Annotated in this window: 16 protein-coding genes; 5 read left to right on the top strand and 11 right to left on the bottom strand. The window is 49.9% G+C overall.

The annotated features are described in order from the left end of the window. The coding region (locus O3682_RS04400) for an alcohol dehydrogenase catalytic domain-containing protein (RefSeq protein WP_371508653.1) at positions 1 to 243 on the bottom strand (243 nt) is incomplete at its 3' end. Positions 244 to 583: 340 nt separating this feature from the next. Here O3682_RS04400 and O3682_RS04395 point away from each other — a divergent pair. Next, positions 584 to 2,062, top strand: a complete 1,479-nt coding sequence (locus O3682_RS04395; RefSeq protein ID WP_003745888.1) for an aldehyde dehydrogenase family protein — start codon at positions 584 to 586, stop codon at positions 2,060 to 2,062. Between the two features lie 95 nt (positions 2,063 to 2,157). On the opposite strand, the gene O3682_RS04390 is transcribed toward O3682_RS04395, so the two are convergent. The 4 genes from O3682_RS04390 to yjgA all read right to left on the bottom strand — a co-directional run bounded on the left by O3682_RS04390 (position 2,158) and on the right by yjgA (position 6,231). After that, the gene (locus tag O3682_RS04390; protein WP_150537607.1) at positions 2,158 to 3,093 is read right to left on the bottom strand and encodes a DMT family transporter; all 936 of its coding nucleotides are present in this window, start codon (positions 3,091 to 3,093) and stop codon (positions 2,158 to 2,160) included. Between the two features lie 18 nt (positions 3,094 to 3,111). Continuing rightward, positions 3,112 to 4,812 carry a single-stranded-DNA-specific exonuclease RecJ gene (gene recJ, locus O3682_RS04385; protein WP_371508650.1) on the bottom strand — a complete coding sequence of 567 codons (1,701 nt, stop codon included), beginning with the start codon at positions 4,810 to 4,812 and terminating at the stop codon, positions 3,112 to 3,114. Positions 4,813 to 4,914: 102 nt separating this feature from the next. Next, the gene (locus O3682_RS04380) at positions 4,915 to 5,625 is read right to left on the bottom strand and encodes a YidX family protein (protein WP_371508648.1); all 711 of its coding nucleotides are present in this window, start codon (positions 5,623 to 5,625) and stop codon (positions 4,915 to 4,917) included. A 72-nt stretch (positions 5,626 to 5,697) separates the two neighbouring features. Next, complete coding sequence (gene yjgA / locus O3682_RS04375) at positions 5,698 to 6,231, bottom strand: ribosome biogenesis factor YjgA (RefSeq protein WP_371508646.1); 534 nt, start codon at positions 6,229 to 6,231, stop codon at positions 5,698 to 5,700. Positions 6,232 to 6,355: 124 nt separating this feature from the next. On the opposite strand from yjgA, the gene pmbA reads away from it, so the two are divergent. The 3 genes from pmbA to O3682_RS04360 all read left to right on the top strand — a co-directional run bounded on the left by pmbA (position 6,356) and on the right by O3682_RS04360 (position 9,608). Beyond that, positions 6,356 to 7,687, top strand: a complete 1,332-nt coding sequence (gene pmbA / locus O3682_RS04370) for a metalloprotease PmbA (RefSeq protein ID WP_371508645.1) — start codon at positions 6,356 to 6,358, stop codon at positions 7,685 to 7,687. An 87-nt stretch (positions 7,688 to 7,774) separates the two neighbouring features. After that, complete coding sequence (locus tag O3682_RS04365; protein ID WP_371508644.1) at positions 7,775 to 8,944, top strand: glycosyltransferase; 1,170 nt, start codon at positions 7,775 to 7,777, stop codon at positions 8,942 to 8,944. A gap of 154 nt (positions 8,945 to 9,098) precedes the next feature. Then, complete coding sequence (locus O3682_RS04360; RefSeq protein WP_371508642.1) at positions 9,099 to 9,608, top strand: cold-shock protein; 510 nt, start codon at positions 9,099 to 9,101, stop codon at positions 9,606 to 9,608. Positions 9,609 to 9,676: 68 nt separating this feature from the next. On the opposite strand, the gene O3682_RS04355 is transcribed toward O3682_RS04360, so the two are convergent. From O3682_RS04355 to O3682_RS04340, 4 genes are all read right to left on the bottom strand, one after another. After that, entirely contained in the window at positions 9,677 to 10,231 is a 555-nt protein-coding gene (locus tag O3682_RS04355) for a hypothetical protein (protein WP_070591005.1), read from the bottom strand. Positions 10,232 to 10,547: 316 nt separating this feature from the next. Then, positions 10,548 to 11,399, bottom strand: a complete 852-nt coding sequence (locus O3682_RS04350; protein WP_371508640.1) for a PoNe immunity protein domain-containing protein — start codon at positions 11,397 to 11,399, stop codon at positions 10,548 to 10,550. A 220-nt stretch (positions 11,400 to 11,619) separates the two neighbouring features. Continuing rightward, positions 11,620 to 15,102 (bottom strand): chromosome segregation protein SMC, encoded by a 3,483-nt coding sequence (gene smc / locus O3682_RS04345; RefSeq protein ID WP_371508639.1) that lies wholly within the window; start codon positions 15,100 to 15,102, stop codon positions 11,620 to 11,622. Positions 15,103 to 15,236: 134 nt separating this feature from the next. Further along, positions 15,237 to 16,031 carry a thymidylate synthase gene (locus O3682_RS04340; protein WP_114926105.1) on the bottom strand — a complete coding sequence of 265 codons (795 nt, stop codon included), beginning with the start codon at positions 16,029 to 16,031 and terminating at the stop codon, positions 15,237 to 15,239. 414 nt (positions 16,032 to 16,445) lie between these two features. Here O3682_RS04340 and gdhA point away from each other — a divergent pair, with 414 nt between their 5' ends. Further along, positions 16,446 to 17,780, top strand: a complete 1,335-nt coding sequence (gene gdhA / locus O3682_RS04335; RefSeq protein WP_371508637.1) for an NADP-specific glutamate dehydrogenase — start codon at positions 16,446 to 16,448, stop codon at positions 17,778 to 17,780. Positions 17,781 to 17,849: 69 nt separating this feature from the next. Here gdhA and recG read toward each other — a convergent pair whose 3' ends face one another. Together recG and O3682_RS04325 are read right to left on the bottom strand one after the other, a co-directional pair. Next, the gene (gene recG / locus O3682_RS04330; RefSeq protein WP_371508635.1) at positions 17,850 to 19,889 is read right to left on the bottom strand and encodes an ATP-dependent DNA helicase RecG; all 2,040 of its coding nucleotides are present in this window, start codon (positions 19,887 to 19,889) and stop codon (positions 17,850 to 17,852) included. A 250-nt stretch (positions 19,890 to 20,139) separates the two neighbouring features. Continuing rightward, positions 20,140 to 23,184, bottom strand: a complete 3,045-nt coding sequence (locus tag O3682_RS04325) for a TonB-dependent siderophore receptor (protein WP_371508660.1) — start codon at positions 23,182 to 23,184, stop codon at positions 20,140 to 20,142. Positions 23,185 to 23,284: the final 100 nt, after the last annotated feature.

The raw sequence follows: 23,284 nt of genomic DNA, 5'->3' as shown, positions 1-23,284 counted from the left end.
GCCGACTTTCAGATTTTTCACACCGTCGGCAACTTCTTTAACCAAACCGATGCCTTCGTGTCCCAACACGCGACCCGGTTTGTCGCCGTAATCGCCTGCCGCAACGTGCAAGTCGGTGTGGCACACGCCGCAATACTCGACTTCCACCAACGCCTCGCCGTATTCCAGCGGACGCAGTTCGCGTTCAACAACTTCTACATCACCTGCTACATCTTTGTTTACTACCACAGCATGCATTTTCATGAGAGAGTCTCCTAGGGTGTTGAAAAACTGTTTAGCTATAAATGAGAATACTCCCCATACCCTAAACCGTCAACCCATAATCTTTTTTAAAACAATGGTTTATAATGTTATACCATAACAAAATCCATTTAATCCCTATAAATCTTTAAATATATTAACAAATGCACTTTTATTTCAATCAAATCCTTTATTTTTCAGACGGCCTGCTACATGAAACAACATTGCAAATGTAAATTTTGAGAATATTCTCATTTTTAGTACTTGAACTTAAAAAGAAAAAAGCATAAGCTGTTTTTCATGGTGCAAAACACCTATTCCCATTCATTAAGGAGACAGCATTATGGCAAAAGATTTAAATGTGTTTGATAAAGAATACGGCCTTTTAATCAACGGCGAATGGACAAAAGGTAGCGAAGGCAAACTTTTATCCTCTTACAACCCTGCCAATGGCGATGAGTTGGCCAAGTTCACAGACGCAACCGATGCCGATGTTGATGCTGCCGTAGCCGCTGCACAAGAAGCGTTTAAAACATGGCGTAAAACCACGACTGCCGAACGTGCGGCCATTTTAAACAAAATCGCCGACGTGATTGACGAAAACGCCGAATTGTTTGCTCTGCAGGAAACCTTGGACAACGGCAAACCCATCCGCGAAACCCGCGCTGCCGACGTACCTTTGGCTTCCGACCATTTCCGCTATTTCGCCAGCGTGATCCGCGGCGAAGAAGGCACTGCGACCCAGCTTGATGCAGAAGACCTGTCCATCGTTCTGCGCGAACCGATCGGCGTTGTCGGCCAAATCATTCCTTGGAACTTCCCATTCTTGATGGCCGCATGGAAAATCGCTCCGGCATTGGCCGCAGGTTGTACCATCGTCATCCACCCTTCTTCCAGCACTTCATTGAGCCTGTTGTCCTTCGCTCAAAAAATCAACCACTTGCTGCCTAAAGGCGTGTTGAACGTGATTACCGGCCGCGGTTCTAAATCCGGCGAATACATGCTGCACCACAAAGGCTTCAACAAACTGGCCTTTACCGGCTCAACCGAAGTCGGCCGCCGCGTCGGCATCGCCGCCGCCGAATTGCTGATTCCGTCCACTTTGGAATTGGGCGGCAAATCTGCCAACATCTTCTTCGACGATATGCCTTTCGACAAAGCCCTCGAAGGCGCGCAAAAAGGTATTTTGTTCAACCAAGGCCAAGTGTGCTGCGCCGGTTCACGCATTTTTGTACAAGAAGGCATTTACGACAAATTCGTCAATGCTTTGGCTGAAGAATTCAAAAAAATCAAAGTCGGCCTGCCTTGGGAAGACGACACCCAAATGGGTTCTCAAGTCAATGCCGGTCAACTCGAGACCATTTTGAAATACGTCAAAATCGGCGAACAAGAAGGCTGCCGCATCATTACCGGCGGTAAAAAAATCGAAGGCGAATTGGGCAAAGGCGAATTTGTCGAACCTACTTTGATTGAAGCCAGCAATGAAGCCCGTGTTTCCCAAGAAGAAATCTTCGGCCCGGTTGCCACCGTGATTAAATTCAAAACCGAAGAAGAAGTCATCAAAATGGCCAACGACAGCGAATACGGCCTGGGCGGAGCAGTGTGGAGTACCGACATCAACCGCTGCCTGCGCGTTTCCAACGCATTGGAAACCGGCCGCGTTTGGGTGAACTGCTACAACCGCCTGCCCGCAGGCGCACCGTTCGGCGGCTACAAAACTTCAGGCATCGGCCGCGAAACCCACAAAATGATGCTCGCCGCCTACACCCAAGTGAAAAACATCTACATCAGCACCCGTGAAGAACGCGAAGGCTTCTATTGATTCGGCGTTTCACATTAATCTGATTTAGAAAATATAAAGGCCGTCTGAAACCTGTTTCAGACGGCCTTGCTTTATTCTGTTTCGCAATAAATGCTTCATATCTTTCTCAAAAAAAGCCCCATCACTTTCTCTCCGGCCACAGCCAGCAATGCCCCGGCCACAACCACCATAGCACCCACATAGCTGACGATATTCATATCCGAAGCAGCAAAATAATCGGGGGCGAGATGATGGCCGATGGTGGAAAATATCATGGTGAACACAGGAATCAGCGTGGTGACGATACTGACTTTTGAAGCGTCCCAATGATTGAGCGCTTCGCCGAATGAACCGTAGCCGATCAGCGTGTTCAGGCAGCAATAGATAAAGCAGCCCCATAAAAACGGATTGCCGATATGGGCGATTTGCGACGGTTCGGCAACCGGCAGGAAAACAAAGCTGCTGCAAAAATAGATCATCAACAGGATTTGTTGAGAATTAAAATGTTTGGACAGAAGTTTTTGCGCCACACCGTAGCACACCCAAATCATGCTGCCCGAAGCCGCCATCATCACTCCGACCGCGTAGCTGCCCAAGCTGAAAAGTTCACCGAATTTGTCGTTGAAAAACATAACCAAACCCGTCAGCAAAAGCATCAAACCGATTTTTTGCCAATGAGTAAATGCTTCTTTAAACACGCCAACGCCGACCAAAATCATGGTAAAGGGCGAGAGTTGCCACAACACCTGCGTGGTTGTCGGCGAAATATAGTGCAAACCCATGGCAACGAGAACGAAGTTGGCGGAAATGCCGATAATGCCCAACAACAATAAAAATAAGGTTTGCTTGGAAAATTCAGACGGTCTCGGCAGCTTGCCGGTCAAACCCAGCAATCCAAACAACACCAGCGAAGCCACCACAAAGCGTATCCACACCAGCGTGGGCGCATCGACAGCTTTTAAGGCTTGTTGTGCGATGACCGGCAGCGAACCCCAAGTCATGGTGGCAAGCAGCGCCAATGAAAAGCCGAGCCAAGGTTTTTGTTTCTTCATTTTTCAGACGGCCTTTGTTTACGCGGCTTCCCAGTAGTCGATATAAAGCTGCAATTCGAGATTGTTCCGCCACTCGTTGGCAACGGGGCGGTACACTGTACGGATGTATTCGGGAATGTCTTCACTGCAACGCCAAAACATGGCTTCAAATTCGTAGCCGTCTTTTTGTAGCCAGACTTTTTTATGTTTGCCTTCCGTGCCCAAAGGTTGCTGGCGGATGACGTGAAATTCGTCGGTAAAACTCGGCGGCGCGAAGCCCTGCCCCCAAACGTGTCGGGCAAGGTTCTGCGCCTGTTCCAGCGTAATATCGCGGGCAGGCAGGCTGCCGTCGGTGATGAAGGTTTGAGACAAATCATCTTCGCACACCATCTCGTGCACGGCTTCTTCAAAGGCCGTCTGAAACGCGGGAATATTGTGTTCAAGTATGCTCAAACCTGCCGCCATCGCGTGTCCGCCGAATTTCAAAATCAAATCGGGATGGCGTTTGGACACCAAGTCCAAAGCATCGCGCAGGTGCAAATTGGGAATGGAGCGTCCCGAACCGCGCACTTCGCCGTTGTCGGCAGGCGCAAACACGATGGTCGGACGATAAAAACGGTCTTTGAGGCGGCTGGCAACGATGCCGACCACGCCTTGATGGAAGTCGTCGCGATACGCCACCAACGTCGTCTGCCCTGAAGGCAGGATTTCGGGAAAAGCATTCAGCGCGTCTTGCAGCATGGATTGCTCGATTTCGCGGCGTTCAATATTGAGGTTGTTTAACTGCGCCGCCAGTTCCTGCGCCTCGGCATCATCTTGCGCCAACAGACAGGCAATGCCGACTGACATATCATCCAGCCGTCCGGCCGCATTGATGCGCGGTCCCAACGCAAAGCCCATATCAAAAGGCTGAGCCTTGCGCCAATCCCGTCGCGCCACTTCAAACAAGGCACGGATACCAGGGCGCATTTTGCCCAAACGCATCCGTTTCAGACCTTGCGACACGAGGATACGGTTGTTGTGGTCTAGAGTGACGACGTCAGCGACGGTACCGAGTGCGACCAAATCCAAAAGATCGCCCAGATTCGGCTCTTTCATGCCGTCTGAAAAATAATTGCGACGGCGCAGTTCGGCACGCAAAGCCATCAATACATAAAAAATCACGCCCACGCCCGCCAAGCTTTTGCTTTGGAAACCGCAGCCTTTTTGGTTCGGATTGACGATGATGCAGTCGGGTACGGTCTCGGCAGGCAGATGGTGGTCGGTCACAATCACATCCAAACCCAACTCCTGCGCACGCGCCACGCCTGCAATGCTGGCGATACCGTTATCCACCGTCACCAATAAATCCACACCTTGCTCTGCCGCGATTTCAGCCAGCTCGGGCGTTAAACCGTAGCCGTGTTCAAAGCGATTGGGCACAAGGAAATCCACTTTCGCCCCCATCGCCGCCAAACCGCTCATACCGACAGAACACGCCGTCGCGCCGTCGGCATCGTAGTCGGCGACAATCAGGATTTTTTCCTGACGCTCAATCGCATCCGCCAAACGGCCGGCGGCGGCTTCGCAGTTTGTCAGCGTTTGATACGGCAAAAGAGCTGCAAGCTTGTCGTCCAACTCGGCCGGACTTTGCACATCACGCGCAGCACACAGCCGCGCAATCAAAGGATCGGTACCGGCAGTGAGCAAGTCGTTGAAAACAGTCGGATTAATGGAACGTGTTTGGATTTTGACGGACATGGTGTGTGGGGTTTAAAGAAAGAAGATTAATCTTTTTGAAGCGTGTATTTTAAGGAGGAGGTCGTCTGAAACCTGCAATCCGTTTTCAGACGGCCTTGGATATTATTTGCGTGAAGCATCGATAATTTCACTGACTACGACATATGAGCCTGCTATCACTGCGCCGACTGCGTCCAAAGCCAATGTAAATGGCGTTTTCAGGATATTCCCCGTCAACTTCCAAACATCGGTACTTTTTTTGGTTTCCATATAATAAATTCTGACCGGGACGGCAGTGTCAAAACGGCGGTCTTCGGCAACATTTTTCGGCGTCGCATAATAATGACCTTCGGTAGAAATACACCGTGTGTAGACAGTTTTACCATCGAGTTCAACCGGTTTAAACGCCAGCTGTTTCAACTTGGCAATCTCGGCAGCTTTTTGAGTATCGTAACGCAGGCAGAATTTTGAGCGGAAAGTTTGCGCTTCAGGGGATTTCAATTCGACCGGCAAAGCCTTATACGCATATCTTGGGTTTTGCTGAACCATTTGAAACTGTTTGTCCAATTTAACATCTAAGACCGCCTTCAACTTGGCCGAATCTCTAGGATTAACAACAAACCAATATTTTTTGCCCATCATGACCAAGCTGCCTGTTTCCAATTGCGTATTGTCTTTGGCAACCACGCCAAATGCTTGAATATTGTCTTTGGCAACGGTTTTTTCGGTTGTGGTTTTATGGAACGGGTTGTTCTCTCCCCAAAGAAAGACAGTACAACCATTCAGGGTTAGTGCACTGATTAACAAGGAGGGTACAGAGCGGCGAAATTTCATGGTCATCCTCCTTCGGCATTACGATACAGGCCGTCTGAAAACCGCAATCCGTTTTCAGACGGCCTTAAGGGTTTATTCTTCCCAATCCTGCCCTTCTTCTGAAGCATCGGATTGACCGGCCTCCATCACTGCTTTAATTTCTTGGAACAGCGCGCGGAAGTTTTTCGGCGGTTTGTTTTGTTCCTGCTCTTTTTTGGTGTTGCGGATCAAGGTACGCAATTTGCCGGCATCGGCTTGCGGAAAATCGGCCATAAATTGGGTAATCGCACCATCGTCTGCCAACAGTCGGGTACGCGCCTGCTCGACGCGTTGCAAAAAGGCATTGTGTGCCGTATTGTCGCCACGCAGTTTGGCCAAATAGGCTTCGATGGGCGCAGGGTCGGTATCGCGCATCAGGCGGCCGATAAATTGGGCTTGGCGTTTGAGCGCACTGTTGGACGTGATTTTTTTATAGGTAACGATGGCCTCGAACAGCTCTTCGTCCAAGCCGATTTTTTTCAGCGTATCGCTGGAGAGCTTGGTCAATTCCATACCCAAAGCCTGCAAATCGTTCATCTGCTTTTTAATTTGGGTTTTGCTGACCCATTCGTCTTCTTGTTCAAACATTGTGTTTCCCTGATTTTCTGAATCTGCCTATTTTATCAGTTTTCAGACGGCCTTTCCGTGTGATTTTTGCAGAGGCCGTCTGAAACGGTTAAAATGCCGCAAAACCCTGTCAGGAAACCTTTTTATGCTGTTTAACCACACACCGGACGAGCTGTTGCGCTTGTGCGGACACACGCTGGATTTGGCCAAACAATCCGGTGCCGCCTCGGCCGAAGCCGATTTCAGCGAGTCGCTCGGCCAAAGCGTCAGCGTACGCTTGGGCGAAATCGAACAAATCGAGTTCCAACAAGATAAATCTTTAGACATTACGGTCTATGTCGGCCAACGCAAAGGCCGCGCCAGTACGGCCGACTTCTCCGAACGCGCCCTGCAAGATACGGTCAAAGCCGCCATCGATATTGCACGCTATACCGCCGAAGACGATTGCGCCGGTCTTGCCGATGCTGCCTTGATGGCAACCCATATCGGCGACCTCGACCGCTACCACGAATGGGATTTGAGTACCGAATCCGCCATCGATTTGGCCAAGCAATGCGAACAGGCCGCGCTGTCAACGGACAAACGTATTGAAAATTCCGAAGGCGCATCGGTTCATACCGGCCATTACCAATACGTCTACGGCAACACCCACGGCTTTGCCGCACACCAGCAAAGCACGCACCACAGCATTTCTTGCAGCGTAGTCGCCAGCGACGAACACGGCATGCAGCGCGACTATTGGTACGATTCTTCCTGCCGTCACGAAGACATGGACGCGCCCGAACTCATCGGTAAAACCGCAGCCGAACGGACTTTACGCCGTCTGAACAGCCGCAGCGTTCCGACCGGCAGCTATCCCGTACTGTTTGACACCACTGTCGCCGTCGGCTTAATCGGCCACCTTATCGGCGCACTCAGCGGCGGCGCGCTCTACCGCCAAAGCAGCTTCCTGATTGACAGCATCGGCAAACAGGTGTTGCCCGAGTTTCTCAGCCTTCGTGAAGAACCGCATATCCTGCGCTCGTTCCGCAGCACTTATTTCGATGCCGAAGGCGTCGCCACGCAGCCGCGTTTTGTGGTGAAAGACGGTATTGTCGAAGGCTATTTCCTCAGCAGTTACAGCGCGAAAAAACTTGGTATGCAGACAACGGGCAATGCCGGCGGCGCGCACAATCTGTATCTGAACCACACTCACGCCACGCAGGCCGACCTGTTGAAAGAAATGGGAACAGGTTTGCTGGTTACCGAATTGATGGGACAAGGCGTCAACGGCATTACCGGCGACTACTCGCGCGGCGCGGCCGGTTTTTGGGTGGAAAACGGCGTCATTGCCTATCCGGTTCAGGAAATCACCATTGCCGGTCGTTTGCAGGATATGTACCGCGACATCACCGGCGTGGCAAACGACGCATTACGTCGTTCATCCAACCAAATCGGCTCCATCTTGGTTTCTAAAATGACGGTTGCCGGCAACTGATTGAACTAAATAGACAAAAGGCCGTCTGAAAGATATCTTTTCTTTTCAGACGGCCTCGCCGTTATCTACTTCCATAAAAAACACATCATGCATATTGTCGTCATCCCCTCTTGGTATCCTTCTTCCGAAACCGACGTGGACGGAATCTTTTTCCGCCTCCAAGCCCAAGCCCTGCAACGCGAAGGCATGAAAATCGGCATGGTCGTACCCATGTTCCGCTATTTGAGAAGCCAGCCGAAAACCATCTTCTCGCGCTTCTACGGCCTGCGCCGCCATCAGCAAGGCGGACTCAATACTTACGCCTACGACAGCATGTATTTCTTCCCGCGCTGTCCGGTTGTCGATATCGACCGCATCCGCTGGGTCAACGCAGGCATGAAAGCTTTTGAAGCCTATATCGCCGACAACGGCAAACCCGACGTAATTCACGCCCATTGCGTCAACTATGCCGCCATTTTGGCCTGCGCCATCTTCAAAAAATACGGCATTCCCTATGTGATTACCGAACACAGCAGCGCCATTTCACGCGGCCTTGTCCGCAAAAACCAATGGCCGTCCATGCACGAAGCCGTGCGCCACAGCGCGGCACGGTTCGCCGTCAGCCGTGATTTCTGCCGCATTCTCGAAAAAACCTACGCCGGTACAGACTGGCAATACCTGCCCAATATGCTGGGCGGCAATTTTGAACAGGATTTCGAGTTCCCCGAAAAAAACAATCAAGACTTCACCTTCTGCAGCGTCTCCCACCTGCGCCACCTCAAAGGCCACGACCTGCTCCTGCCTGCTTTTGCCGAAGCACTCAAAACCTATCCGCAGCTCAAACTCACAATCGGCGGCGGCGGCGTAGAAGAAGGCCGTCTGAAACAACTAGCTAGCGACTTGGGCATCAACCACGCCGTTACCTTTACCGGCGCATTAACCACCGACCAAACCCTAGACCTCATGCGCCACAGCAACGCATTCGTCCTCGCCAGCCGTACCGAGACCTTCGGCGTCGTCTATATCGAAGCACTGTCGCAAGGTTTACCCGTTATCGCCACACGTTGCGGCGGCCCCCAATCCATTGTTACTTCCGACAACGGCCTGCTGGTGCCAATCGAAAACATACCGGAGCTGACCAAAGCATTGATTACTCTCTACGAAAACCATGCACAATACGATCCCGTCCGCTTGCGCCAAGATTGCCTTCAACAATTCGGCAGCCGTGCCATTGCGCAACACCTGATCGACACCTTCCAAAAAGTGCTTAATAAGTAGGCATAAACCATACAGGCCGTCTGAAATCCTTCAGACGGCCTGCCTGCTTCCAATAAGACAAATCTAGTGTAAAATTAAGACAATAACTAAACTTTTTGATTTAAAATCAGTCCAAGGAAAAACTGTTACCTATAATAATATCCCCACATACATTATGCGCTATTACGGAACGATTACTCGCTGGAACAGCAAGCGCGGCTTCGGAGCCGCTACCATAGAAGACACAGGCCAAGAAATCTTTCTTGCCCTTGCCGCCTTCACCACCCTTACCCGCCTTCCGGCCGAAGGGCAACACATCTCCTTTAACATCACAGAAGGCCGACGCGGCCGCAAAGAAGCCGAAAACGTCTGCTTCGCACTCGATTGCGCCGACTGCTTCGATGTCCTCGTCCCTCCCCCTGAAAAACCCCTCGCCGGCAAACAAGCCATCGTTGGCCTGATTGCCGTTATCTTCGTCTGCAGCATTTTCGCCGCCTTGTGGTACGGCCTCCACTTTTCCGACAACACACCGGAAGAGCCGGCCGTCAAAAAACAAGAAACCATGGTTCACGAAGTAGCCGCCAAAATCGAAGCCGAACGCAAAGCATGGCGCGATGCCGTCAACCGCAGCAACCAACGCTCGGGGCAGCCTCAACGAGCCAAAGATAATACGTCGAAAGAATAAAGCTCCGTCCGACATAAAAAGGTCAAGACATTTGTAATATTGGCATTTTTCCACACGCTTACTACAATTTATTTAAACCACAAATCCATAAACCAAGTAATCAATAAATACCACCAACTTTTTTGTTTTTTAGGCTTGATACCATTTTCAGATGAAACAGTCCGGTCTACGCATTTATTAAGACGGAAATTAAAATCTTGTACTTCAATTTGCCCATCTATTTTTTTAAAACAATATGCTCCTGATAAACCAGTAAAATTACTCTTTGTATAGGCACTATACCCTTCATATTCAACCAACTCTTGAGGTATAAGTTTAAATTCATATCTAACATTCTCCCTTAAATCAATACCGGGAAAGTTTTGTGTATTCATTGGTATACATTTATCTTTTACCGGATAATTTTTATCAAAGGCACTTTTATACTCAAAAGAATTATCACTATCATAATAGTATATATAAATTACATATCCGCCTATTAAATCGTCTCTGTCTATATAGATGCATGGTTCATTATTTTTTAAAGTAATATTCACATCCCCATCAGGAAATGGGGCTGGTGACATCCCATATATCTCAACATTCAAGAATAAAACAATAAAACAAAAAATCTTGCGAATCATAGTGGATGCTCCATGAAATAATACTTCTCAAACGATGACAAATAATATCAGTTTACTTCTCTATATTAAAATCCTTTTGTCATTATTCCGCATAATGAATTAGCTTTGTTAATAACAATTTTTAATGGCGATGTCCTGTTGACCAGAATTACAGCTTTATAAGAAATTTTGTTTCATCCGGTTAATCTATATAAATTCCCCTTTTACCACCAACATAAACAAATCGACCATATCTAATTTTAATTGTTTAAGAAAAAGGTCGTCTGAAACCGTATTGGGTTTTCAGACGACCTTTTAATATTTAAACTTTTCCAAACTAATCAACTTTACCTTTGGCTTCGCCTCCACGCTTGCGCTTCTGTTCCCTTGCCCAGTCAACCATATCTTTGGGGTAATAAGGAGATTGGCGCAATTCGGTATCGTCCAAATCATCAAGATAAGCAATGGCGGCGGCTTCGAATGCCCAGTAACCGCAATAACTGTTCTGCTCTGGGTCAAGATGGGATTGGTACTCAAGGTCGCTCATACCGACCATTTCGCGATACCAATCTTTGAGGTAGGCACTGAAAGATTCCAGTTGTTTTTCTTTGGTTTCACCGCGTATGGCATCCGAAATCAAAATAGCATGATCGCCCATTTGGACATAACCCGTATCGGGACGGTCTTTGAAACGGTAGTAGAGGAAATTCTCAATGGTTGAATCAGGCTCAAGCCCATCTTCTGCATTGACAAGGATGACTTCAAGCAGGCGAGGAAGCAAGTCTTCACGTTGGAGAAGGTAGCAGACGGAAATCAGACCGAGAACCTTCATGTAGTTATCGGAATCATCCCACTCAAACGGACCGGAGTAATAACCATGCTTGGCTAATTCTTTTTTATGCTCTTTCCAAAACTGTGTCGATGTTTCCAAAATATGAATAATATCATCTAGAATAGATAGTAAATTTGAAATAGGTTCGCCTGCAGTGTAATTTAAACGCAAAAATCGCCAATCATCATTAACTTTTAGGTAAATTAAATATTTTAAATCTGTCTGTTCCTCTTGCCACTTATCTATCCAAAATTGTAGGTTTGATGCACGCATCTCTATTTCGTATTTCCACTTCTCCTCCGTCAAAAAATGCTGCCTGCGCTTTTCATTAAAACAAACTTGCTCGATTTCGTTCATGTTTACTCCCGTAAAATTTGGTCGGTTTAGTACTATCTTATTCGGCTGCTCGGTTTCTATCTGAATCTTTATATTCAACTACATTTAAAGACCCAAACATTAGCAGCTTGATATCTGAATCCAACACCCTATTTCGATTGACGGAAAGGTCGTCTGAAACCTAATTTGGTTTTTCAGACGACCTTTCCGTATCAAGCTTAATAGACAATCTCTCACTTCATCACGGCTCTGCCATTTCCAACGCTTGTTTGATGTCCACGGCAACGACGCGCGATACGCCTTTTTCCTGCATGGTTACGCCGACCAGCTGCTCTGCCATTTCCATGGTTAGGCGGTTGTGGGAGATGTAGAGGAACTGGGTTTGCGCTGACATTTCTTTGACCAGGTTGCAGAAACGCGAGGTGTTGGCATCGTCCAGCGGGGCGTCGACTTCGTCCAAAAGGCAGAAGGGGGCGGGGTTGAGGCTGAACAGGGCGAACACGAGGCTCATGGCGGTGAGGGCTTTTTCGCCGCCGGAGAGGAGGTGGATGGTGCTGTTTTTCTTGCCGGGCGGGCGCGCCATGATGGACACGCCGGCGGTCAGGAGGTCGTCGCCTATCATTTTGAGTGTGGCTTCGCCGCCGCCGAACAGAGTTGGGAAGAAGGTTTGGACTTTGCCGTTGACGGCGTCGAAGGTTTCTTTGAAACGCGCTTTGGTTTTGTCGTCGATTTGGGCGATGGCTTCTTCCAAAAGGGTGATGGCTGCCTGCACGTCTTCGCTCTGGCTGCGGTAGTAGCCGTCGCGTTCGCGCGCTTCTTCAAGTTCTTGCAGGGCGGCGAGGTTGACGGCGCCGAGGGCTTCGATTTGCTGGGTGAGGCTGCCGATGCTGCTATTCAATACTTTCGGCGATTCTTTCGCCAACGCTTCGAGCGCGTCCAAATCGGCGGCGCGTTCGGTCAGATTTTGATGGTAGCGTTTGGCGTTAATCAGGGCTTCCTGCTGTTGCAACAGAGCGGTTTGGGTGGCGGCCTGAAGCTGCGGCAGCTTGGTTTGCAGGGCTTGTACTTTAGCGTATTGCTCCCTGCCCTGCTCCTGAATCTGCACGAGTTTTTCCTGCACGGCGATGTATTCTTCGTCCAGCGTGTGTACGGCTTCGGTCAGCTCGTCGAGCTTGATGTGCTGCTCGTCGTTTTGGAACTCGGTTTCATAGGCGAGGGCAAGCTCTTGCTGGCGTTCCTGCCAGTCCAGGGTTTGCTGTTCGAGCCGGGCGATTTGCTGCTGGTAGTTTTGTTTTTGCTGGTTGAGCTTGTGGACGGCGACTTCGGCCAGCCCGTATTGGCGGTTGGCTTCCAACAGGGCAAGCTGCGCCTGTTTCAGACGGCCTTGCTGCTCTTGGCGGCTGTGTGCGGTGGTTTGCTGCTGGTGTTCGAGTTCGGCGGCGGCTTCCTGCAAAGTAACGATGTCGTCTGAAAGCCCGTCGGACGTGTGTTGCAATACGGTCTGTTCTTCCGCCAACTGCGCCAGTTCGCGGGCGATGTGTTCGCGGCGGATTTGCCCTTGGTTGGTGCGCGCCAGAAGTTCGGCGACACGTTGCTGCGCCTGGCTGTATTGGCGCGTGTGTTGCTGTTGCTGCTGCATCAGGTTTTTATGCTGCACTTCGGACGAGCGCACGGCGGCTTCCGCCTGTTTGAACGCGGCTTCGGCGGCGGAGAGTTCGGGGGCGAGGTTTTCCAGTTCGGACGCAATGCCGTCGAGGCGCGCTTTTTGGGCAATCAGGCTTTCCTGCGCGGGTTTGGCATAGAGCAGGACGCTGACTTTATCAACCTGGTGGCCTTCAGGCGTAAGCCAGATTTGGTGTGCGCCCAAATCGCTTTGATGCGCGAGGGCATAGCTCAAATCGGGCGCGCACAATACGCCGTCGAGCCAGTGGTGCAATGCCGTCTGAAACGGCGGCTGCGCTTGGATTTGGTTCAGCAATGCCTGTACGGGCAGGGATTTTTTAATGCTGCCGGAGAGGTCTTCTGAAAGCCATGCCGCCTGCCCCCGCGGCAAAGGCGCGGGGGGAACGAAACCGTGTGGCACGGCGCGGGCGTGCAGGCGTTCGGCAAGGATGACGGACAAGGCGTGCTGCCACTCGGCGGGCGCGGTGATGTGTTGCCACAGCTGCGACGCAGCGGCATGGTCGGTTGCCTGCCAGAAGTCGGCGGTTTCCTGCTGTTGCGACAGGATTTGCGACAAGGCCTGCTGCTGCGCCTGCAAGGTGATGTGTTGCTGCTTCAGACTTTGGAAGCGGTTTGAGGCCGTCTGAAACGCCTCGCGGGCGGCGTGAAGGGCTTCTTCGGCGGCAACGATTTGTTCCTCGTAATGCTCTTGCTGGCTTTGCAACAAGGCGGCGGCTTCTTGCGCGGCAGTGGTTTCGGCTTCGTCGGGCAGGTTCAGGGCTTGGTTTTCCTGTTTCAGACGACCTTTGCGCTCTTCGTGCTTGGCAACGGTTTGTTCGGCATGGGCAAGCTGCTGCTGTTTCAACGCCAGTTCGCGGCGGATGCGGTTTGCCTCGTCCTGCTGGGTTTGGAAGGCAGCATTGAGCGTAGCTTGGGCTTCTTCCAATTCGGGCAGACGCTCTTCATGTTCGGCAACCTGCATCGCCCACTCCGCCAGCTCGGTTTGTTTTTCTTCAACCTGCAACTCGTTTTCTTCCAGCTTGACGCAGATTTGCTGCTGCTCTTGATGGATGCGTTGCAACTGCGCCTGCGCTGCCTGCTTGTCGCGTTCGATGCGTTGGTGCAGGTTCTGCTGATGGCGGATTTGTTCTTCCAAACGGGCAATCTGCTCGCGCAACACGCCGCGTTTGTTGCTCAATTCATGTACCGCCTGCTGCTGCGATTGTTCGGCGGTCTGTAAGGCGTGTACTTCGTCGTTTAACGCCTGAACCTGCGCGGCGGTTTCGTCCTGCTGCGCCTGCAAAGACTGATGCTGCGCGGTTGCCTTATCTGCGGCGGCAAGCGATCGCTGCCATTGGGCGTAATCGAGCAAATCCTGTTGTTGGTTCAGCTGCGCGGTCAGGGATTTGTAGCGTTCGGCGGTTTCGGCTTGTTTCTCCAGCTTCTCCACCTGGCGCGCCAATTCGTTCTGCAAATCGCCCAAACGCTGCAAATGCTCGCGCGTGTCTTTCAGACGACCTTCCGTCTCCTTGCGGCGTTCCTTATATTTGGACACGCCCGCCGCCTCCTCGATATAGGCGCGCAACTCCTCCGGCCGCGCCTCGATGATGCGCGAAATCATCCCCTGCTCGATAACGGCATAACCGCGCGCGCCCACGCCCGTACCCAAGAACAAATCGGTAATGTCGCGGCGGCGCACAGTTTGATTGTTGATGAAATAAGTTGATTCGCCCTGACGAGTCAGCTGCCGCTTGATGCTTACTTCGGCATACTGCCCCCACGCCCCCTGCAAACTGTGGTCGCTGTTGTCAAACACCAGCTCCACCGAAGCCCTCGGCGCAGGACGGCGCGTTGCCGCACCGTTAAAAATCACGTCCTGCATACTCTCGCCGCGAAGCTGCTTCGCCGAAGCCTCGCCCAACACCCAGCGCACCGCGTCAATCACATTCGACTTGCCGCAGCCGTTCGGCCCGATAACCGCAACAAGCTGCCCCGGCACATGAATCGTGGTCGGGTCGGTAAAAGATTTGAAGCCGGAAAGTTTGATGTGGGTGAGGCGCATGGCAATGTTTCGAATCGGAAAAGAAGGCGTATTTTAACGGAAATACGCTGATCCGTTGAGAGAAAATCTGACAATTCAAATTAAATAAAAAGGCCGTCTGAAGTTTCAGACGGCCTTTTGTTTTTTAACTTGAATTACACCGATACGGCTGCTTTGATGTGCGGATGTGGATCGTAGCCTTCCAATTCGAAGTCTTCAAATTTGAAGGCAAACAAATCTTTGACTTCAGGATTGATTTTCATGGTTGGCAGGCTTCGGAAATCGCGGCTTAATTGCAGCTGTGCCTGCTCGATATGGTTGCTGTACAAATGCGCATCGCCAAACGTATGGATAAATTCACCGGCTTCTAGGCCGCACACTTGTGCCATCATCATGGTCAACAATGCGTAGCTGGCGATGTTGAACGGTACGCCAAGGAAAATATCGGCGCTGCGTTGGTAAAGCTGGCAAGACAGTTTGCCGTTGGCAACGTAAAACTGAAACAGCGCATGGCAAGGCGGCAAGGCCATTTCGTCGACCAAAGCCGGATTCCATGCCGATACAATCAGGCGGCGCGAGTCGGGATTTTTCTTGATTTGTTCCACCACATTGGCAATTTGGTCGATATGGCGACCGTCGGGTGCGGGCCAGCTACGCCATTGGTAGCCGTAAACCGGGCCTAAATCGCCGTTTTCGTCCGCCCATTCGTCCCAAATGGAAACGTTGTTCTCTTTCAGGTATTTGATGTTGGTATCGCCTTTGAGAAACCAAAGCAGCTCATGAATAATTGAGCGAAGATGCAATTTTTTGGTGGTCAACAGCGGAAAGCCTTCACTCAAATCAAAACGCATTTGATAGCCGAACACAGACCGCGTGCCGGTGCCGGTACGGTCGGATTTGTCGATACCATTGTCGAGGACATGGCGCATAAGGTCGTGATAGGCTTTCATGGGTTTCCTTAATGTATGTGTTGTGGGAATTTCTTGTGTATTGTACCGAATTTTCAGACGGCCTGCCTCTCTGTCTTCAATGGGGCAACCTTCCCCATATTCGCGTAGTACACTCATTAACAATGTTTACAATTTAGCGCTAATTTACACAAATTTTTGAGCTGAATTAAATTTTTACAAAAAAATTTTCAACATTTTCTAGTTTAATTACTAGGCATTTTATTTTTATTTAAATCTATTTGATGAAATATTTTTATATATTTTTAATTAAATTTAAAATATAATTCTATTTTTACAAATTGGTAAAAAAATAATGTCAACAATCTAGGTAAAATTTTTCTTGGCAAGTAAAATTTTTACAGCTATATTTCAAAACATAAATATTGAAATATCTCACTCAATAGGAGTAGAAAAATGACCGACCTGAACACTCTATTTACCAATCTCAAACAACGCAACCCCAACCAAGAACCCTTCCACCAAGCTGTTGAAGAAGTGTTCATGAGTTTGGATCCGTTTTTGGCGAAAAACCCGAAATACACCCAACAAAGCCTACTTGAGCGTATTGTTGAACCGGAGCGCGTGATTATGTTCCGCGTCACTTGGATGGACGACAAAGGCCAAGTCCAAGTCAACCGCGGCTACCGCATTCAAATGAGTTCCGCCATCGGCCCTTACAAAGGCGGTTTACGTTTCCACCCGACCGTCGATTTGGGCGTGTTGAAATTCCTCGCCTTTGAACAAGTGTTCAAAAATGCGTTGACCACCCTGCCTATGGGCGGCGGCAAAGGCGGTTCCGACTTCGATCCTAAAGGCAAATCCGATGCTGAAGTAATGCGCTTCTGCCAAGCCTTTATGACCGAACTCTACCGCCACATCGGCGCCGACACCGACGTCCCTGCCGGCGACATCGGCGTAGGTGGCCGCGAAATCGGCTATCTGTTCGGCCAATACAAAAAAATCCGCAACGAATTTGCTTCCGTCCTGACCGGCAAAGGTCTCGAATGGGGCGGCAGCCTGATTCGCCCTGAAGCCACCGGTTACGGCTGCGTGTATTTTGCCCAAGCCATGTTGGAAACCCGCAACGACAGCATCGAAGGCAAACGCGTGTTGATTTCCGGCTCCGGCAACGTGGCGCAATACGCTGCCGAAAAAGCCATCCAACTGGGTGCAAAAGTATTGACCGTTTCCGACTCCAACGGCTTTGTCCTCTTCCCTGACAGCGGTATGACCGAAGCGCAACTGGCCGCTTTGATCGAGCTGAAAGAAGTACGCCGCGAACGCGTGGCCACTTACGCCAAAGAACAAGGCCTGCAATACTTTGAAAACCAAAAACCGTGGAACATCGCGGCCGAAGTCGCCCTGCCTTGCGCCACCCAAAACGAATTGGACGCAGACGCTGCTAAAATCCTGCTGGCAAACGGTTGCTATGTGGTTGCCGAAGGTGCGAACATGCCGTCAACTTCAGACGCTGTCGAACAATTTATCAAAGCCGGCATCCTCTACGCTCCGGGCAAAGCCTCCAACGCCGGCGGCGTAGCGACTTCAGGTTTGGAAATGAGTCAAAACGCCATCCGCCTGTCTTGGACACGCGAAGAAGTGGACAGCCGCCTTTTTGACATTATGCACAACATCCACGAATCCTGCCTGAAATACGGCAAAGTCGGCGACACAGTGAACTACGTCAATGGTGCGAACATTGCCGGTTTCGTCAAAGTTGCCGATGCCATGTTGGCGCAAGGTTTCTAAACCCCTATCCAGCCAAATCAAAAGGCCGTCTGAAAGATTTCAGACGGCCTTTTTCTTTTCAAACAAATTTTATACGCCCAAATAACCTTCCCTACTGGAAAGCCATCTTGCCAAATGCGCTTCGACGATTTCAGGGTTTTGTTCAATCAGCAAAGGGGCGATTTCGCGCGCTTGTTCCAAGAGGTGTAAGTCTTCTTCAAGGTTGGCAAAGCGCAGCATGGGAACACCGCTTTGCCGCGCGCCGAGAAATTCGCCGGGGCCACGGATGTTGAGGTCTTGTCGGGCGATTTCAAAGCCGTCGGTGTGTTCGTAGATGACTTTCAGCCGCGCTTTGGCAAGTTCGCTCAAGGGTTCGGCAAACAGGAGGACGCACACGCTTTCTGCCGCGCCGCGCCCTACCCGACCGCGTAATTGGTGCAGCTGCGCCAAGCCCATGCGCTCGGCGTGTTCGATCACCATCAGGGCGGCGTTGGGCACATCTACGCCGACTTCGATGACGGTGGTGGCGACCAAGACGTTCAGACGACCTGCGGCAAACTCTGCCATGACTTCGGCTTTTTCAGCGGCTTTCATGCGCCCGTGTACCAAGCCGATGTTGAGTTCGGGCAATGCCGCCTGAAGCTGCTCTAGGGTTTCGGTGGCGGTTTGCAGTTGCAGGGTTTCGCTCTCTTCAATCAGCGGGCAGACCCAGTATGCCTGCTGCCCTTTGCGGCAGATGTTGAGAACGAAGCCTTCGACTTCGGCGCGGCGGACGTTGTTGACGAGGCGGGTTCTAATCGGGGTGCGCCCGGGCGGCAATTCGTCGATAACGGACACGTCCAAGTCGGCAAAGAAACTCATGGCGAGCGTGCGCGGGATGGGCGTGGCGGACATCATTAGCTGGTGGACGTCGCGCCCTTTGTTTTTGAGGGCGAGGCGTTGGGCGACGCCGAAGCGGTGTTGTTCGTCCACAATCACCAAGCCCAGATTTTGGAACTCGACGTCGTCTGAAAACAGGGCGTGCGTGCCGACGGCAATTTTGACAGAGCCGTCAGCCAGTTTGGCTTTGGCTTCGTCTTTGGCTTTTTTACGCTGGCTACCGGAGAGCCAAACGACTTCGAGCCCTAACGGCTCAAGCCATTGTTTGAACTTGATGAAGTGCTGTTCGGCAAGGATTTCGGTCGGCGCCATTACAGCCACCTGCGCGCCGGATTCAATGGCGGTCAAAGCAGACAAGGCGGCGACGATGGTTTTACCGCTGCCGACATCGCCTTGCAGCAGGCGGTGCATGGGGTGGGTTTGCGCCATATCGCGGCAAATTTCGGAAACAACTTTTTCTTGTGCATCGGTCAGGGCAAACGGCAAAGCGTGGCGCAGGGCTTGAGTCAATGTGCCGTCGCCGCCCAATGCCGTGGCTGAGCCGCTGACACGCTTCTGCCGCGCCAAGCGCATGGAAAGCTGTTGCGCCAAAAGTTCGTCGAATTTGAGCCGCTGCCATGCAGGCAGCGCGCCGTCTGAAAGTTGATGGATGGTGAAACTCGGTGGCGGCGAGTGCAAAAGGCGCAGGCTTTCGGCAAGGTGTGGCAGTTTCAGACGGCCTAATAAAGCATCGGGCAAGGTATCGTGCAGCGGCGTAACGTCCAAGGCCGTCTGAATAATACGGCGCAAAGTGGGCTGGTTCAAACCGTTTACGGTCGGATAAATCGGCGTGAGGCTTTCCGCCAAACCACTGCTCTCTGCATCGCGGATTTTAGGGTGAATCATCTCGTCGCCGTGAAACCCGTGTTTGATTTCTCCCACGGCGCGGATGCGCTTGCCGACTGCCATCTGTTTCTGGTTGCTGGCGTAAAAGTGGATGAAGCGCAGAAAAAGGACGCTGCCGGAACCGTCGGCAATTTGGACAATCAGCTGCTTGCGTGGTTTGAACGTTACTTCCTGATGGATGACTTCGCCCTCGACCTGACACGGCACACCGATCGGCGCATCCTTAATCGGCATAATGTGCGTCTCGTCCTCATAACGCAACGGCAGGTGCAACACCAAATCCCATGCGGTGTGGAGGTTGAGTTTTTCGAGCTTCTTGGCGGAAACATCGGTGATTTTGAGCTGTTTTTGGGTTTCGGGCGTCATCTTAAAAGGCAGCTAATTTTAAAGTTTGCTGTATTTTATCCGAAAACAAAAAGGCCGTCTGAACGCAATGTTTCAGACGGCCTTCAAAGCTGAATACTTGAAACAAATTAATATTTGAAAATACGCCGGCTATCAAATCAACTTCAGCCATTGTTAGAAAACAGCTTTCAAAAAAGAAGGATGTTTAATCCATACTTTTATCAGGAATTTGGCCAATAATGTTCACATACCAAATGATTATCCATTCGCTCTAGAAATGCCAATCCAATTTCAGTTTGACTGTCCGCGGTTCACCATAGAAATTGTTTTGACCTCGCGTACGGTTGTAGTTATTTTCAAAATACGTCCTGTCAGCCAGGTTAGTTCCGATCAGGCTGATTCTGCCGTGTTTGTGAAAGTCATATTGAACAAAGCCATCTATAAGTCCGTAGCCTCCTTGGCGAATATTGTAAAGGCTACTTGTGCGACTTTGCGCGGATATTCCGCCACCCAAGGTCAACTTAGTTTGAGGCAAGCGGTAGCTTGTACCGAGGCGGAACATATGTACCGGCGTGAAGTTACTGAAGTTATACGGATCGGCAGTCGTGTTTTTCTCCAACCGCTCCGCATTGACTTCTGCAGCATTTTTATACTTACTTTTGTTATATGTGTAGCCAACAAAAATACGCCAGCTTTCCGACAATTCGCCAGCCAATTCAAGTTCTGCACCGCTGCTCTTAACCTTACCCACAGGTTTTGCGATGGTTTGGAATGAACCTCCGTTACGACTAGTATCAGGAACAAATCCGAAATCGACAACGGTACGGTTTTTCTGCTGTAAGACAAACAAGGCAAGCGAAGCATTCAGACGGCCTTGCAAGAACGACCCTTTCCAACCTATTTCATAGTTAGTACCGATGAGTGGTGGAAGAACGGATTTGCTGGTTACATCAACGTTATCCTGTTGTTTAAAGATCTTAGTATAGCTGGCATACAAGCTTTGTTGCGGTGTCAGGTCGTAGGTAATACCGGCATATGGCGTAAACCTATGGCTTTGCATTTTTGAGGTGTAATGCTCTTTGTCGATTTTATTACTGCTCTCAGTTTGAAATGCCGTAGCAGGCTGGCCGTAGCGTACAGGCATTTCTTTGGCTTGTGTGGTTTCATAGCGCGTATAGTGCAGACCACCCAAGAGATGTAGGCGGTTGGTTGCATTAAAGCGGGTACTGACAGTCAAAGAATGTGTTTTATTCGTGTTAAGGTATTTCGAATAATTGTATAACGCCGGAACATGATCATCTGCAACCTGAACAGTTTTCCACAGCGGCGTTTTCAGATATTGGTTTGCCCATTTCAAATTTCCCTCTTCATCCCGCTCCTGTATTTTGTTTCCATTTGCATCCAATTCATAAACAGGATCTTGCACCATGACGCGCTCACCATTGTCGTTGACTGTCCAGACAGGCTTGCCCTCAGCATCCAACCGGGGAGTATATTTGGTAACATGCGCGCCACTGCATTCCGGCACATAGATCTTGTTATTACCTTTTTCGTTATAAATATGCCAATCTGGTTCGACAATGCCTTTTTCTAAAGGATTACGCTCCGGACCATCGGGATGAATGCCGCAACTGCCTGCACCTGCATAACCTTGAGGACGGACAAAATAACGGTTTTGATAGATTTCTGTATAAGCAGAACGGATTTTTTCATTGTTATACGCATAGCCGACAAAGAAATCATGTTCACGTCCAAGCAGGCGGTAGTTACCTGTCAGATCCAGCTTAAAGCCCCATTGCACATCGTGTTTGGTATAGTGCAACGGCATGAAGTTGTAACGGCGGTTGTATGTGTGGCGAAGATTGTATGCTGAGTCGTATAGACGGTTGGGAAACAGGCCTTCTGCATTGTTAATAATGCCTTGCTTTGCAAGCTCCTTATCAACAAACTCTTTTTTATCTACTTCTACACCAGGATCCTGCCAGTCGTTGCACAGGAAATCCAAACCAATGTCCTGCATACATTGATCAAAACCTGCCCGACGTGCTGCCGCCCTTTGGGAGCGATATTGTTCAAAAGCAGATGAATCGAAATGATGGGCAACGTAATCTGCTTTTTTCTCTTCATATGTTTTAGTGACGCCATCACGATATTCTTTTAATTTTGCCAACGCCTGGTCTTTAGGCTCAAAAGGAATAACCTCCCCCTTCTCGGTTAAGAAACCCGTTGCCGCAGATGCTGAAATACCTGCCGCGTGTTCGTTTTTCAGAAAAAATTGTCCGACTTTGGCATCTGAATCATTACGCGTATAAGAAATTTCGGCATTGAGTTGCCATCCATTGTCAAAGACATGTTTGAAACCGGAAAAAATATTGTATTTATCAGCATTCAGGCGTGACCATGAGGTTTCACCCAAATAAGTTTTACGTGGCAATTTCAAAGGATTGTTACAGGCAGGACTAGAGCTGAAGGCCGCAGTTTTTTGATCCTCGCAAGGTAAAATCACGCCGGCAAAATCGGGAATATCTTTATTTTTCTGATAAGTACCGCCCAAAGTCAGCATACTGTTATCACTCAAATCCGTATCGATCACGCCATAAACCATGTCTTTCTTGTTCCATACACCCTCTTTAAAAGAGCGGTGGTCCTCATGAACACCAACCAGCCTACCGCGTACCGTATGTTCATTATTCAAGCTTCCAGATACATCCAAAGCCAAACGCTTGCTGCCCCTATGGTCGGTGCTGATTTCACCTGTATGCTTAAACAGAGCTGTTGGCCGCTTACGGATTAAATTAATGGTTCCACCCGGTTCAGAATTGGACTGAGTAAGACCGGTTGCACCTCTGACAACCTCAATGTGATCATAAACAGCCAGGTCTGTACTTGGTGAGACATCAATTTTTGCCGTATAGCCCGAACGTCCAGACACATTAGTGGTAATACCGTCTTCACCAATCTGATCAACATAGAAACCACGAGACAAAAAACGAGTTTGTAGGCCCGAATCACGAACCACGTTGATTCCCGTAGTGTTTTTCATTGCATCTTCTAAAGAATATATTGCTTTATCATCTAGCTGCCGACGTGTCATTACACTCACCGACTGCGGCGTATCCTTGCCTGAAATACGCAACCCAGTCGCCGTTGCCATCGTTCCGATTGTATAAGACTGACTGCGCTCAGTATTCCTTTGTGCCTGCCGTTTGCCACTGACCTTGACCGTATCCATATCTACATGTTCCACTTCTTGATGTCCCGTATCTGCAAAAACAGTTTGGCAAGGCAGCACCAATAACAAACAAATTGTTTTCATTTGAAAATCAGGTTTCACAACTATTTCCTTAATTAATAGAATCTACTTGCTGGATAAAATTCTAATTTATTGATTTTAAATGGTATATATACTATAAAAT

The sequence above is a fragment of the Neisseria sp. 27098_8_112 genome (genome assembly GCF_041433235.1).
In the GTDB taxonomy this organism is placed as follows: Bacteria; Pseudomonadota; Gammaproteobacteria; order Burkholderiales; family Neisseriaceae; genus Neisseria.
Note: the sequence above shows the minus strand (reverse complement) of the source record. Positions and strands in the feature narration are given on the sequence as shown.